This is a genomic window from Arthrobacter sp. SRS-W-1-2016, assembly GCF_002009585.1.
Classification (GTDB): domain Bacteria; phylum Actinomycetota; class Actinomycetes; order Actinomycetales; family Micrococcaceae; genus Arthrobacter; species Arthrobacter bambusae_A.
On the sequence record NZ_MTPV01000052.1, the window covers coordinates 39,487 to 52,970 of the forward strand.

The 13,484-nt window shown below is 64.0% G+C and carries 12 protein-coding genes; 5 read left to right on the forward strand and 7 right to left on the reverse strand.

The features are described 5' to 3' along the window. Window positions 1-9 precede the first annotated feature (9 nt). From BMF89_RS13080 to BMF89_RS13110, 7 genes are all read right to left on the reverse strand, one after another. A complete protein-coding gene (locus BMF89_RS13080; protein WP_078107539.1) occupies window positions 10-1,320 on the reverse strand; it encodes an extracellular solute-binding protein in 1,311 nt (436 codons plus the stop codon). A 111-nt stretch (window positions 1,321-1,431) separates the two neighbouring features. Continuing rightward, window positions 1,432-2,454 (reverse strand): LacI family DNA-binding transcriptional regulator, encoded by a 1,023-nt coding sequence (locus tag BMF89_RS13085; RefSeq protein ID WP_078107540.1) that lies wholly within the window; start codon window positions 2,452-2,454, stop codon window positions 1,432-1,434. A gap of 191 nt (window positions 2,455-2,645) precedes the next feature. Beyond that, window positions 2,646-3,413 carry a type 1 glutamine amidotransferase domain-containing protein gene (locus BMF89_RS13090; protein WP_078107541.1) on the reverse strand — a complete coding sequence of 256 codons (768 nt, stop codon included), beginning with the start codon at window positions 3,411-3,413 and terminating at the stop codon, window positions 2,646-2,648. Between the two features lie 151 nt (window positions 3,414-3,564). Next, on the reverse strand, window positions 3,565-4,044 hold the full coding sequence (locus tag BMF89_RS13095) for an RpiB/LacA/LacB family sugar-phosphate isomerase (protein ID WP_078107542.1): 480 nt from the start codon (window positions 4,042-4,044) through the stop codon (window positions 3,565-3,567). Next, a complete protein-coding gene (locus BMF89_RS13100) occupies window positions 4,041-5,771 on the reverse strand; it encodes a dihydroxyacetone kinase family protein (RefSeq protein WP_078107543.1) in 1,731 nt (576 codons plus the stop codon). The genes BMF89_RS13095 and BMF89_RS13100 overlap by 4 nt, the downstream gene beginning before the upstream one ends. A 33-nt stretch (window positions 5,772-5,804) precedes the next feature. Continuing rightward, a complete protein-coding gene (locus BMF89_RS13105) occupies window positions 5,805-6,581 on the reverse strand; it encodes an SDR family NAD(P)-dependent oxidoreductase (RefSeq protein WP_078107544.1) in 777 nt (258 codons plus the stop codon). A gap of 44 nt (window positions 6,582-6,625) precedes the next feature. Beyond that, a complete protein-coding gene (locus tag BMF89_RS13110) occupies window positions 6,626-7,450 on the reverse strand; it encodes a sugar phosphate isomerase/epimerase (protein ID WP_078107545.1) in 825 nt (274 codons plus the stop codon). Window positions 7,451-7,643: 193 nt separating this feature from the next. Between BMF89_RS13110 and BMF89_RS13115 the strand changes: the two genes are divergently transcribed. The 5 genes from BMF89_RS13115 (at window position 7,644) to BMF89_RS13135 (ending at window position 13,227) form a co-directional block, all read left to right on the forward strand. Further along, the gene (locus BMF89_RS13115; protein WP_078107546.1) at window positions 7,644-8,981 is read left to right on the forward strand and encodes an MFS transporter; all 1,338 of its coding nucleotides are present in this window, start codon (window positions 7,644-7,646) and stop codon (window positions 8,979-8,981) included. After that, window positions 8,981-9,895 (forward strand): transketolase, encoded by a 915-nt coding sequence (locus BMF89_RS13120; protein WP_078107547.1) that lies wholly within the window; start codon window positions 8,981-8,983, stop codon window positions 9,893-9,895. The genes BMF89_RS13115 and BMF89_RS13120 overlap by 1 nt, the downstream gene beginning before the upstream one ends. 80 nt (window positions 9,896-9,975) lie before the next feature. Then, complete coding sequence (locus BMF89_RS13125; protein WP_139359652.1) at window positions 9,976-10,929, forward strand: transketolase C-terminal domain-containing protein; 954 nt, start codon at window positions 9,976-9,978, stop codon at window positions 10,927-10,929. A gap of 122 nt (window positions 10,930-11,051) precedes the next feature. Continuing rightward, window positions 11,052-11,711 (forward strand): GntR family transcriptional regulator, encoded by a 660-nt coding sequence (locus BMF89_RS13130; RefSeq protein ID WP_078107549.1) that lies wholly within the window; start codon window positions 11,052-11,054, stop codon window positions 11,709-11,711. A 115-nt stretch (window positions 11,712-11,826) separates the two neighbouring features. Next, window positions 11,827-13,227 (forward strand): MFS transporter, encoded by a 1,401-nt coding sequence (locus tag BMF89_RS13135; RefSeq protein WP_216353819.1) that lies wholly within the window; start codon window positions 11,827-11,829, stop codon window positions 13,225-13,227. Window positions 13,228-13,484: the final 257 nt, after the last annotated feature.

Genomic DNA, 13,484 nt, shown 5'->3' on the forward strand with positions numbered 1-13,484 from the left:
ATTCGCCTGCTACTTCTGGGCTGCCAGTTGGTTGATCTTGTCGGAAGCACCCTTGAAGGCGTCATCGATGCTCTGGTTGCCGAAGATCACGGACTTGCTCCAGGCATCCCGGAAGGTCTGCCAGATCTGGACTGAGTTGGAGACGTTGGGGACTTCCACGGTGCGTGCGGCTTGGTCGGCGAACGTCTTGTAGGCCGGGTTCTGGTTGAAGTAGTCCGGGTAGGCGGTGGTCAAGTCCTTCCGCATCGGCATCTGGCCGGTTCCGCTGAGCAACTTGCCGTCTTGTTCCTTGCTGGTGGCGAACTTCATGACCTCCCACGCAGTGCCTTGGTTCTTGCACGCGGAGTACATGGCGATGTTCTTGGCGTCAGAGAAGGTGGAGCCGTCGGTCTGGGCTTGGGTGCCCGGGACCGGGACCGTGCCCCAGTTCACTTTGCCCTTGTAGGCGTCGATGGCCCACGGGCCTGCGAGGGCCATGGCGGACTTGCCGTCCGCGAAGGAATCTCCCTTGTACGCTTCCTTGGATGCCAGCTTCTCCTTGTACAGGGTCTGGAACATCGTGGCGACCTGCTTGCCCTGATCGCTGTCAAAGGTGGACTTGCCATCCTTGAGCAGCTGGGTGCCCTGCGTACTGGCGGCATAGAACGGGTAGAAGTCGAACCAGGGCTGGTAGAAGTCGCTCGTGGGCGAGGGCCAGATCGCGGTCTGGGTTGCGCCGGACTTCACAAGGGTCCGGGCGGTGTCCAGGAACTCCTGCTGGGTGCCCAACTTGGGGTTTGCCGGGTTGAGCCCGGCCTTCGCGAAAAGGTCCTTGTTGTAGAAGAGGACCACCGGGTTGGACTTCCACGGAAGCTGGTACATCTTGCCGTCGGATGACTTGTACTGATTGGCGAGATCGCCGGTGCGGTCCTTGATGTACTGTGCGCCGTCCGGGAAGGAGTCCAGCGGGACCAGGCCACCCTGCTTCTGGAACTGCGGAACCGCCACCGGTGCCGTGTTGAAGACCAGGCAAGGAGCATTGCCGGCGGTAATCGCTGCCCCGATGACCTCTTCGGAGGTCTTCCCGGCCGGGATCTCCTGCGCATCGATTGGCTGGTCCGGGTGTGCAGCGTTCCATGAGGCCACCATGTCCTTGCCCCACTTCACCTCGAACTCGTTGTTGGAGTACCAGATCTTGATGGGACCCTTGGCCGTGGTGGCGGAGCTCGCGCCAGATGCTGTGTTGCTGGAGGCGCCTCCACCGCATGCTGCCAGGCCGGCTCCGATAACGGCAATAGCCGTAAGGGAGAGGACTCTCGAACCAAATTTTCCGTGCTTCATTGCAACTCCTTTTGCGGGTAAAAACTGAAAATGCGGCGGCGGCATTGCCTTCCAGGGGAATGGCAAATAGCCCCACCCAATGGCGGGTAAATCGGTCTTTGTAGGGATTAGTTATTCGGCATGCTGGGGGACCGGCCCGGTGGAGGCGCGGACTACCAGCTTGGGAGAGGGCAGATAGACGTCCGCCGCAGGCGCTCCGCCGAGGAGGCTCAGCAACTGCTGGGCCGCAACACGCCCCCAAAGCAGCGGATCGGCGGGGACAGTGGTCAACGGAGGGTTGAGGTAGGTGGCGAGCTCTGTGTCGTCGTAACCCGTAATCGATAGATCGTCGGGAACGGTCAGTCCGAGGGACTGGGCGTACGACTGTCCGGCAGTGGCCATCAGGTCGTTCGCGTAGATGATCGCAGTGGGCCGTTGGGCCGAGCGAAGCAGTTCAGCAGTTGCCGCCAGTCCTCCGGCTGCGGTGAAGTCGGCCTCAATGAAGGAACTGGCCTCGAGCCCGGCTTTCGACATGGCGTTTTGCCAAGCCAGGCGCCGGCTTCGGCCATGAATGTAACTCTGAGGCCCGCCCACGTGCCCAATCCGGGTGTGCCCGAGGGAAACCAGATGCTCGACGGCGGCGGCAATGCCTTCGGTATCGTCCATGCAGACGGCAGGGAACGGCGAGGAGGTTTCGGGCCGATTAAGGGTGACGGCAGGAATCTTGAGGCTCTTCAACAAAGCGATACGGGAGTCGTCAACCCTCATGTCCGTAAGGATGACGCCGTCCACGCGGCTGTCGGCAGCCAGCTTCCGGTAGCCCATTTCTTCGGCGTCGGCGCTGGCGGCAACGGTGAGCACCAGTGCGTATTCGTGCTCAACCAAAGTGGTCTCGATCCCGGCGATGAACGCGGGGAAGAAGGGGTCTGTTCCCAGAAGCCTGGGGTCCCTTGCGACCACAAGCCCGACCGCGAACGCTTTGGCTGAAGACAGGCTCTTGGCGCGAAGATTGGGCGTCCATCCCAGCTCCCGGGCCACCTTGAGAATGCGCTCCCGGGTGTCGTCACTGACGCCGGGCTGCCCATTCAACGCGTACGAGACGGCACCCTTGCTCACGCCGGCTGCCTGCGCAACGTCGTTGATGGTCACTGTCATGTTTGCCTCATTGCCACTTGGTGATTGGGATCACTGAACCGGTTTTGTTATATCTACTGAACCGGTTCAGAGAGCGCTTGTCAAGGGCAATCAGGAAATTATGGTTATTTGCGGGTCGTTCATTGGCGGCGACTGACACTGGCGGCCACCCGCCGTCTGGGGCGGCCGCCAGTGTCAGTGGGCTGTGGGCGTTACTGCTCTGCGTCTGCCGCAGCAGCCTTCTTGGCGTCCTTCTCTGCCCGCAGGGCCTCGGCCTCGTGCTGTTCCTCGGCCTTTTCCTGGTGGATGACCACCGCGAGGAGCTTCTCCATCTCCTTGGCCACGCCGGCGGCGGAGGCCGGATTCTGCCCGGTCACCAGCCGGTCGGAGACCACGACCTTCTCTGCGAAGACGTCGGCGAAGACGTGGGTTGCGCCCTCTTCCTTGAGCCGGTCGGCCAGGAAGAACGGAATGACCTTGTCCATGCCTGCTGCAACTTCTTCGTCGTTGGTGAATGCGGCCACTTCCCGGCCCCCGACGAGCCGGAACCCGTCGGCCAGGTCCACGTTCACCAGACCCGCGGGTCCGTGGCAGACAGCGCCAACCACGCCACCGGCGTCGTACACGTTCGCAACCAGTTTCTGCAGGCCTTCGCTGTCCGGGAAGTCCCACATGGTGCCATGGCCTCCTACGAGGAAGACTGCGTCGTACTGGCCCGGATCAACGACGTCCACGCGGGCCGTGTTGTAGAGTCCGGCGCGCGTAGTCTCGTCCGTCGTGAAGGCAACCTGGATGGGATCCTGCGGGTCTACTTCATCCTGCGGAGGCTGTCCGCCCTTGATGGATGCGAAATCGACGAAGTGCCCGGAATCCTTGAAGACCTTCCAAGGATGTGCGGCCTCGGCCACGTTGTAGCCGGTCTTCTTTCCCGTATCGCCGAGCTCGGAAACGCTGGTCAGTACCATGAGGATTTTCTTCATGAAATGCTCCTATCGTCCACATTCCACCCTACGCCAAGCCCAAATTCAGGCCCACCCCCGGGGTCGTAAGACCCAACTAGCTCGCAGTTGTTGTCGTTATGAGCCTCCAAAACGACAACAACTGCGAGCTAGTTGGGACGGGGGACGGGACTCAGCAGCCCTCGAAATCCGTGAGCACCTTGACCTTGTCGGCCGAGGCCGAAGCCGGGTCGAAGGCGTAGCCGAGCCATTCCCGGGCCAGCCTGCTGGCCAATTCGATCCCGACGACGCGCTGGCCCATCGTGAGCACCTGGCAGTCGTTGGAGAGGATGGATCGCTCCACGGAGAAGGAATCGTGGGCCGTCGTGGCGCGAATGCCGTCCACCTTGTTCGCTGCGATGGCCACGCCGATCCCGGTGCCGCAGAACAGGATGGCCCGGTCTGCATGGCCGTCGCGGATGAGTTCACCGGCCTTGATCCCCACATAAGGGTATGGCGTGGTGAAGTCTTCGGTGGAGTCGCTGCGGTTGACGCCGATGTCGATGATCTCGCTGATCCGCGGATCGTCCCGCAGGTCCGCCATGATGCGGTCCTTGTAGTCGACGCCTGCTTCATCGGCACCCAGGATGAGTCGGAAACCTTTCGTGCTCATGCCGTGACCTTCCCGGCACTCACAGCGTGGGGGCCCATGACGGTGAAGATCATCGCGAGCGAGGTAGCTCCGGGATCGGCTGTGCCCAGGCTCTTTTCCGCCAGCGGCCGGGCCCTTCCCTTGAGCGGACGGAGCGAGGCCGTGGCTTGCGCGGCCGAGGTGGCCGCCTCGGCAGCTTCAGTCCAGGCGAGCTCCGGAGGAACGCCTTCGGCGACGCGATTGCTGAACGTTTCGGCGAAGGGGAGCAAGGCATCCACCATGGTCTTGTCGCCGATCTCGGCCTTGCCCAGATCGGTGATCCGCGCGGCGAACGCGGTCACGGCAGCGGCGAGTCCAGCCGGTTCGGGTGCCTCGTCATTGCCGAGTGATTCGCCGAATGCCCGGAGGCCCGCGCCCCACAGGACTCCGGAAGTTCCGCCGGCCTTGTCCGCCCAGGCGTCGCCCGCGGCTACCAGCATATCGCCGGTTCCGGCACCATCGGCCAGGGCCTTCGCGGCTGCGGCAGTGGCGGCGTCGATTCCGCGGACCATCCCGCGGCCGTGGTCGCCGTCGCCCGCCACCGCGTCCATGTCGCCAAGGTGCGATTCGGCGTCGTGCAGTGCATTCCGGGCCGCCTCCAGCGCGGCAGCGCAGTTCGCGGCGTAGTTGCGCGAGTCCAAAGTGGCCGCAAACTCCGTGGTGGTTGGGCCGCCGTCGTACGCTTCCTCGGCAAGCAAACCGCCAGCAAGGGCGGCGTTGCCGCGCCGGTAAGCGGGCGTTTCCGCGGGGGCCGTCCAGAGCGGCTCAAGTTCCTCGTCCAGCCAGGTGATGGTGAGGGAGACGCCGGACATGTCCAGGCTCGTGACCAGTTCGCCGACCTCCGGCATGACCAAGGTGTACCCGGCGGCGCGAAGCAACGGTGCCACGGTCAGCCACAGGACGAAGAGTTCTTCATGCTTGGTGGAGCCGAGTCCGTTGAGGATCACGGCCAGGCGGTTGCCCGCCCCCTGCGGTGTTTCTGCCAGCAGTCTGGCGACGAGTTCCTGGCCGAGTTCCTTCGCCGGCGGGAGATCGGTGTCGAACAGGCCGGGCTCGCCGTGGATGCCCAGGCCGAGTCCCATCTGCTTGTCCTTGAGCGTGAACAGCGGAGCTTCGGCGCCGGGGAACGTGCAGCCGTGGAAGGCGCTGCCGATGGTGCGGGTCAGGCTGTTGGCCTTGCGGCCCAAGCGCACGACGTCGGCCAGCCCGGCTCCCGCTTCGGCGGCGGCGCCCATGATCTTGAAGACGATGAAGTCGCCCGCGATGCCTCGGCGTTTGGCGGATTCCGACGGCGGTGCGCTCGCGATGTCGTCTGTCACCAGCACGTTTTCCACAGCGACGCCTTCGGCCGCCAAGCGCTCGCTCGCCATGCCGAAGTTCAGGACGTCCCCGGCATAGTTGCCATACGTGAACACCACACCGGCACCGGAATCCGCAGCCTTGGCCACGGAGTAGGCCTGTTGGGCGGAAGGCGAGGTGAAGATGTTGCCCACGACGGCGCCGTCGGCCAGTCCCGCGCCGATGAGTCCGGCGAATGCCGGGTAGTGCCCGGACCCGCCGCCGGCCAGGACGGCCACCTTGGGCTGCTCGGGACGGTGGCGGCGGACTGCGCCGCCGGGAACCTGGCGCACCAGGCCGGAGTGGAGGTCGCAGAAGCCGGCGAGGGCTTCGTCTGCGAAATCGGCGGGATCGTTGAAGATTTTGGTCATCGTGGGCTCTTTCGGCTACGGATGCGGGGACTGCTAGTGGATGTGGCTTCCACCATTGATGTCGATGGTGGTGCCAGTGAGGTAGGCGGATTCCTCGGAAGAGAGGAACGTGATGACGGCGGCGATTTCCTCCGTGGTGGCGTTGCGGCCCAGCGGGATGCCGGCGTTGATGGCGGCTTCCTGCTCGTCGGTGCTGCCGACGCGGATGTTGGTGTCCACGGCGCCCGGAGTAATGGCGTTCACGGTGACGCCGGTGGAGCCGATTTCGCGTGCCAATGCCTTGGTGAAGCCGAGGATGGCTGCCTTCGCAGCGGAGTACGGGACCTTGCCGAAGACGCCGCCGCCGCGCTGGGCGGAAACGGAGGACATGTTCACGATGCGGCCCCAGCCGCTGGCGATCATGTCCGGCAGGAAAGCCTTGGTCACCAGGTAGGTGCCGGTGGCGTTCACGTCCATGATCTTGTGCCACAGTTCCAGCGTGGTTTCGAGGAACGGGACAGGGGAGGTGATGCCCGCGATGTTGGCGAGGGCGCCGACGGCGGGGAGGTTGCCTGCGCTGATTTCGGCGGCGACCGCGTTGTACGCCGCGTTCACGGAAGCTTCGTTGGCGACGTCGATCTCGTAACCGAACGCAGGGACGTTGAACTGGTTGCCGATTTCCGCTGCGACTTTGGCGGACTTCTCGCCGTCGAGGTCCAGGATCACCACGGCCCAGCCGTTACTGGCGTAGCGGCGTGCGGTGGTGATGCCGATGCCCCGGTCCGAGGTTGCCCCGGTGAGGACGGCGGTGCGCTGGATGGTGGTGGTCATGATGCTCCTTGTTGCTTGCTTTGATGAGTTGTTCGTTGTGAGAGCTAGATGAGGTCTGTGATGAAGCTGGCGGCTTTGGCGGCCGCCGCCGGGCGTTCGTCGTGGGTGACGTCGCGGGTTTCGAGCTCGAGCGAGAAGTGGCCGTTGTAACCGGTGGCTGCGAGCGAGCGGAGTCCGGCGGCGAAGTCCGCCTGGCCGTTTCCGATGCTGAGGTTGATGTTGCCCGGAACCGCGTCCCGCAGGTGGACATGTGCAATCCGGCCCCGATGCCGCTCGATGTACTCGAGCGGGTCTTCGCCCGCGGCGACGATGTGGCTGAAGTCCATGACAATCCCGACGCCGGAGCCCGCCAGCCGTGCGGCCAGCAGTTCGGCACGTTCCAGGTTCCAGCAGAACCGGAGGAAGTGCAGGGATTCGGTCCAGAGTTCGACGCCGAACTCCGCCGCGCGCTGCCCGGCACCGATGAGCTGGGCCGCGATGGTGTCAAGATCCTCGTCGAGGCTGCGGACCGGATCGTGTCCTAAAGCGCCGCAGGGGAGGACCAGCGCCTTCGCGCCGGTGTTTGCAGTCAGGGTGAGCAGCGCGTCCAGGTGCTTTTGGCGGGCGTCGCGTTGGCCGGCGTCGAGCACGGCATTCAGGTCGCCTATATCGCCGTTCACCGAGCGGACCCGCAACCCCGAGGCGGCGACCTCCGCAGTCACGGCTGTGACGGCGTCGGAATCCAGTTCATAGGGAACGTGATCGCAGACGCCCGGCAGGGCGCCGAGGTCGATTTCCTCGAAGCCCAGGCCATTGATGGTGCGCAATGCCGTGGGTAGATCCTGGTGCCGGAAGCTGATGGACGAGCAACCAAGCCGGGAGTTGAACATCTTCGTTTCCTCCAGTTGTGCCCGAAGGCAGTAGTGATGGGAACCACAGTAGCTAAGTTAACTGTTAACAGTCAACCCTTGAAGTTGACTGTTGACAGAAGTAGATGATGCAGGTCACACTGGCATATCATGTGTTAACAGTCGACAGTGCTGAAGCACCAAGCCTCAGTCGCTCTTCGAAAGGGATTCACCAATGAGCAAAGAAGCTCTGACCATGCGCGGTCCGGTCCACGGCACCAAGGACGCCAGGCGCGTTGCCATCGGCTCCGGCGTCGGCGCGGTCATCGAAACCTATGACTTCATCGGCTTCGGCACCGCGGCTGCCTTGTACTTCGGGACGGCATTCTTCCCCACGGGCGATCCCGTGACCGGCACCCTCGCAGCCTTCGCGACCCTCGGCGTCGGCTTCGCCGCCCGTCCCATCGGCGGCATCATCGGCGGCCACCTGGGTGACAAGCTGGGGCGCAAGCCGGTCCTCGTCGCGTCCCTCATCCTGATGGGCGTGGCCACTTTCCTGATCGGCCTTCTTCCCACCTACAGCCAAGTGGGCCTCCTGGCGCCGGCGCTCCTGGTGTTCGTCCGCATCGTCCAGGGCCTGGCCTTCGGAGCCGAATGGGGCGGCGCCATCCTGATGAGCTATGAGCACGCACCATGGAAGAAGAAGGGGAAGTACACGGGCATCGTCCAGGCCGGATTCCCCGTGGGACTGCTGCTGGCCAACCTGGTCTTCCTCGTCAGCGTCCAGCTCGGCGGCGAACTCGCCTGGCGCATTCCGTTCCTTGCCAGCATGGTGTTGGTTGTCGTAGGCCTGATCATCCGTTCCAAGGTCCCGGAATCCCCCGTCTTCGATGAGGTCAAAGACAGCGGCGCCATCGTGAAGTCGCCCATCGTCGAGGTCCTGAAGACCGATTGGCGCAACATCGTCAAGGGCATCGGCCTCCGCATTGCCGAGACCGCAGGCTACGCCGTCTCCATCACGTACATGATTTCCTACCTGAACGGCCAGCACTTGGCCGATAAGACCCAGACCCTGGTGGCTCTGTGCATCGCTTCGGCCATCGGCATCTTCGCGACCCAGGCCTGGGCACGGCTGACGGACAGGATCGGACGCCGCCCCGTCTACATCTGGTCCTGCGCCTTCGCCGTACTCTTTGCCATTCCAATGTTCCTGCTGGTCAACACCGGTTTGTTCATCTTCATCATTGCCACGATCGCCGTCTCCTACGGCGTCTGCCAGAACTCCCTCGCCGGCGCCCAAGGCGCCTGGTTCCCCGAGTTGTTCCAAGCGAAGACCCGCGCCTCGGGCGCCTCGCTGGCCTACCAGATCTCGGCCACGATCTCCGGCTTCACCCCCTTCATCACCACCCTGCTCTTCGTCGCCATGGGATGGATGGGCCCGGCCCTGCTCTTCGGCCTGTACGCCGCGATCGGTCTCTGGGCAGCATTGGCTACCCGTGAAACCTGGGGCAAGCGGGAGCGTCAGTTGGCCGATGAGGCCACCAAAAGCACTCCCCAGTCGGTGAATGTCTAATGGTGGTGGTACAGGATCAATTCACTGCCGGGCGGGTGGGAGAAACTGTGGTGGAACGCATCGAAAGAGTGCGCGCAGCCGCCAACCGAATCAGGCACCACGCCCTTAACATGGGCGAAGTCCAGGGCCAGGGCTACGTAGGCCAGGCACTCGGAGCGGCGGACATGCTCGCCGCGGTCTATACGGACCAGCTCCGCTACCGCGCCAATGATCCCGAGTGGGAGGGCCGGGATCGCTTCCTGCTTTCCACCGGGCACTACGCGATCGGCCACTACGCAGCTCTGGCTGAGGCGGGGATCATTCCCGCGGAGGAACTTGAAAGCTATGGTTCGGACGATTCCCGCCTGCCCATGTCCGGGATGTCGACGTACACGCCGGGCATGGAAATCTCCGGAGGATCTCTTGGCCACGGGCTTTCCATCGCCGTCGGAATTGCCCTTGGCCTCCGGCACCGCGCGCAATCGGGGGAGGGCTCCGGCGCGAGGGTGTACAACTTCCTTTCCGACGGTGAGTTGGACGAAGGTTCCACATGGGAAGCCGCCATGGGCGCGTACCATCACCAATTGGGGAACCTCACCGCCATGGTGGACATCAACGCGCTGCAGGCGGACGGCAAGACGGACACGGTCCTCCGGACCGAACCCGTGACGGAGAAGTGGGAAGCCTTCGGCTGGTACACGCAGCGGGTGGACGGGAACGACGTCGGTGCGTTGCTGGCGGCGTTCGACAATGCCGCCGCCCAGGCCACCGCCGTCGGGCGTCCTTCCGTGATCTTGTGCGACACGAAGGTGGGCCGCGGCGTGCCGCTGCTTGAAGAACGCGAAAAGGCGCACTTCATGCGCATCGAAGAACACGAATGGCAGCTCTGCCGCAAGCAACTGACCGCAGGATCCACCGGGAAGGCCGGCCGATGAGCACCGTCACCGCGTCGAAGGGCGCCGCCTCGAGAGGCACAGCACCGCAAGGCGCAGCCCCCAAGCTGAAAACCTCAGCGATGATCGCGTCCTTCGCGGATCCCGGCCAGAAGACTTCTTCCGCGCCTTTCGGCCACGCGTTGGTCAAGGCTGCCGAGACCGACCCGCGTATCGTCGGACTCACCGCTGACCTCGGCAAATACACGGACATGCACATCTTTGCGAAGGCCTTCCCCGAGCGGTTTTTCCAGATGGGCATGGCCGAGCAGTTGCTCTTCGGCGCGGCAGCGGGGTTGGCCGAGACTGGCCTGGTGCCGTTCGCTTCGACTTATTCTGTGTTCGCCGCGCGCCGGGCCTACGACTTCTTGTGCCTCGACATCGCCGAGCCGAACCTCAACGTGAATATCGTGGGCGGACTCCCGGGCCTCACCACGGGCTACGGTCCCAGCCACCAGGCCACTGAGGACATGGCGATTTTCCGTGGAATGCCGAATCTGACCATCGTCGATCCGTGCGACTCCGTGGACATCGAACAGGCCGTGCCTCAGTTGGCGGCCAGCGACGGACCTACGTACCTGCGCCTCCTTCGCGGCAACGTCCCCACAGTGCTGGACGAGTACGACTACACGTTCGAACTCGGCAAGGCGAAGGTGCTGCGCGGCGGCAACGACGTCGTGTTCGTCTCGAGCGGGTTGATGACCATGCGCGCGCTGCAGGCAGCGGAGGCGCTCGCGGCGCACAAGGTGGATGTCGCCGTCGTGCACGCGCCCACCATCAAACCGTTCGACGCCGCCACCGTCCTGGCGGAACTGAACACCGACCGCCTGGCCGTGACGCTGGAGAACCACAGTGTGGTGGGCGGCCTGTTCGAAACCGTGGCCTCCGCCGTCGTCTCGGCCGGGCTGGGCAAGCGCGTGGTTCCCGTGGCACTTCCGGACGAGTTTCTCGATGCCGGTGCCCTGCCCACCCTGCACGAGCGCTACGGATTGTCGGTGCAGCGGATCGTGGCGAAGGTCCTCGCGGAACTCGGCTGAGCCTGGTAATTCCTTGGCAGGAGCGCGGAGCAGGCGTGGGCCGGTTCCGCGCTCCTGCCGTAAGATCAACAGTTAACACAACGACTGTAAACAGTCGACCACTGACATTGAGGACGGACAAGATGGCCGGAGCAACAGCACCTCTTCTGGGACTGGAAAAGAAGAGCCTCCGCGAGCAGGCGCTCTCCGCCTTGCGCACTGCCATCACGAGCGGCGAGCTGGAACCCGGACGGCACCTCGTGGAAACCGAGCTGTCGGACATGCTCCAGATCAGCCGCGGGACGCTCCGGGAGGCCCTGCGGCAACTCGAGCAGGAGGGCCTGCTGTCTGCCGGACCGCGTGGCCGGCTTTCTGTCCGACACCTCGATGCCAAGGAAATCCGCGATATCTACTCCGTGCGGGCGGCCCTGGAGTCCCTCGCGGCGCGCACGCTCTGCGAGCTGCCGGACCGCCAGCAGGTGATCACTTCGCTGCGTACCGCCATCGACGCCATGGCGGCCGCCGCCAAGGGAAGCCTCGAGGAACGGATCGAGTCCGATCTGGAATTCCACCGCACCATGTGCCGCCTCACGGGCAACGAGACCTTGCTCCATTCCTGGGAATCGTTGGAGGGATCCATCCGGATGTCCATCATGTTCGCCGGACTGGAAAAGGGCGTGAAGAACATGAGCGTCGAGCGGCACCACGACATCGTGGCCGCCATCGAGACCGGTGATGCATCCCTGGCGCGCAAGACCATCCTCGAGCACATGGACAGCGCCGCTGCGGAGCTGGTGGCATAAGCGCCCGACGGCGGCGCTCAACTTTCGCGGTAACGGCGCCTCTTGAGGGGGTCACTGCCAGTACCCCTCAAGACAGAGTCTCCCTTGTTTTCTGCATAGGCTGTTTCCTTAATCCATGACTCGCCCCGAAACCACGTTGCCGGCTCCGGTTCCTCCCTCGGCCATGGCCGATGCACCCCGGGCACGGCTCACGCTCATGATTGCGTCGCTGGGATTCTTCCTGATCACCCTCGACATCCTGATCGTCAACGTCGCGCTCACCAGCATCGGCAAGGAACTCGGGGGCGGAACTGCCAGCCTGCAATGGGTGATTGACGGCTACACGCTGATGTTCGCCGCGTTGCTGCTTTTCGCAGGGAACTTGTCGGACCGGATCGGCGCGAAAAGGGCGCTGGGATGGGGCATCGCACTGTTCCTAGTGGCGTCGGTCGCGTGCGCCCTCGCGCCGACGTCGGGGATCCTCATCGCTGCCCGCTTCCTCCAAGGAGGTGCGGCATCGATCATGCTGCCGGCGTCGATGGCGCTGATTCGGCAGGCTTTTCCCGATCCCCGCCGTCGAGCACATGCCCTCGGGATATGGGCGGTAGGCGGGGCAGTTGCCGGAGCCGTTGGACCGCTTGTCGGCGGCCTCCTCACCACGTTGGACTGGCGGCTCGTGTTCGGGATCAACCTTCCCGTGTGCATCGCGATGCTGGTTCTTCTGGCTTCCGTAGCCACGTCACCCCGACGGCCGACTCCGTTCGACTGGGCAGGCCAGACGGCGGCGATCGTTGCCCTGACCGCTTTGATGTACGGCCTCATCACGGGAGGAGCCGAAGGCTTCGGCGCGGTGCCCGTCATCGCTAGCCTTGTACTGGCAGTCGTCAGCCTCGCTGCTTTCCTCCTGATCCAGGCGCGCGGCCGGCACCCGATGATGCCGCTTGAGCTGTTTCGCTCCACCGGCATGAGAATCTCGCTCTCGGTGGGGTTCGCATTCATGGTCGGCCACTTCGGTACGGTCTTTGTCGTCAGTCTCTTCCTTCAACAGCATCTCGGGCTGACACCGCTCCAGGCCGGTTTCACGTTCCTTCCGTCCGCGGCGTTCAGCATCGTCGGCAACATCGTCAGCGGAACACTCTCGAACCGGTTCGGCACGCGGGTGCCGGTGGTTGTCGGATTGACGTCCATGGTGGTGGGACTCACCGGGATGCTTCTCACGGCGCCGCTGGGATCGCCGCTGCTCGTCGGTACCTTCCTGATTTTCACGGGTTCCGGTGGCTCGATCGCGATGCCGCAGGTCACCGCCGTCGTGCTCGCGAGCGTACCGAGCGAAAAGGCAGGCACCGCAAGCGCAGTCTTCAACACGTTCCGCCAAGTGGGCGGGGCGGTCGCCATCGCAATCTTCGGCGCCCTCATCGCCGACCGCGGCAACTTCGTCCACGGAATGCAGACCAGCTTCATCATCGCGGCGTCGCTTCTCTTCCTCACCGCCCTCGCGAGCCTCTTCATCCACTCGCCGCGCGCCGCCAAAGACTAGGCAGCCGCACCGTGGATTCACGGCCGACAGAAGGGCAAACACAGGATTTGCGCAGGACTTGCCTAATACTTTCCCGCTGAGTTGGAATCCGCTCCTGCCGCATCCATAGGCGGGGCAAGATGGTCCCTGTACGTTTTCCAAGGATGTTCGTTGGGGGCTTTCGGTGTGATACGAGAGAAAGAACGCAACGAGCTGGTGCTGCAGCACTTACCGCTCGTTGGCTATTTGGTGTCGGAGCTCTGCGCGAGAGCTTCTCA

Bases quoted from the DNA above. Each gene is read 5' to 3' on its own strand.
- BMF89_RS13095 (WP_078107542.1), bottom strand. From the start codon at position 4,044: ATGAGCACGAAAGGTTTCCGACTCATCCTGGGTGCCGATGAAGCAGGC.
- BMF89_RS13090 (WP_078107541.1), bottom strand. From the start codon at position 3,413: ATGAAGAAAATCCTCATGGTACTGACCAGCGTTTCCGAGCTCGGCGAT.
- BMF89_RS13100 (WP_078107543.1), bottom strand. From the start codon at position 5,771: ATGACCAAAATCTTCAACGATCCCGCCGATTTCGCAGACGAAGCCCTC.
- BMF89_RS13080 (WP_078107539.1), bottom strand. From the start codon at position 1,320: ATGAAGCACGGAAAATTTGGTTCGAGAGTCCTCTCCCTTACGGCTATT.
- BMF89_RS13135 (WP_216353819.1), top strand. From the start codon at position 11,827: ATGACTCGCCCCGAAACCACGTTGCCGGCTCCGGTTCCTCCCTCGGCC.
- BMF89_RS13130 (WP_078107549.1), top strand. From the start codon at position 11,052: ATGGCCGGAGCAACAGCACCTCTTCTGGGACTGGAAAAGAAGAGCCTC.
- BMF89_RS13105 (WP_078107544.1), bottom strand. From the start codon at position 6,581: ATGACCACCACCATCCAGCGCACCGCCGTCCTCACCGGGGCAACCTCG.
- BMF89_RS13125 (WP_139359652.1), top strand. From the start codon at position 9,976: ATGATCGCGTCCTTCGCGGATCCCGGCCAGAAGACTTCTTCCGCGCCT.
- BMF89_RS13085 (WP_078107540.1), bottom strand. From the start codon at position 2,454: ATGACAGTGACCATCAACGACGTTGCGCAGGCAGCCGGCGTGAGCAAG.
- BMF89_RS13120 (WP_078107547.1), top strand. From the start codon at position 8,981: ATGGTGGTGGTACAGGATCAATTCACTGCCGGGCGGGTGGGAGAAACT.
- BMF89_RS13110 (WP_078107545.1), bottom strand. From the start codon at position 7,450: ATGTTCAACTCCCGGCTTGGTTGCTCGTCCATCAGCTTCCGGCACCAG.
- BMF89_RS13115 (WP_078107546.1), top strand. From the start codon at position 7,644: ATGAGCAAAGAAGCTCTGACCATGCGCGGTCCGGTCCACGGCACCAAG.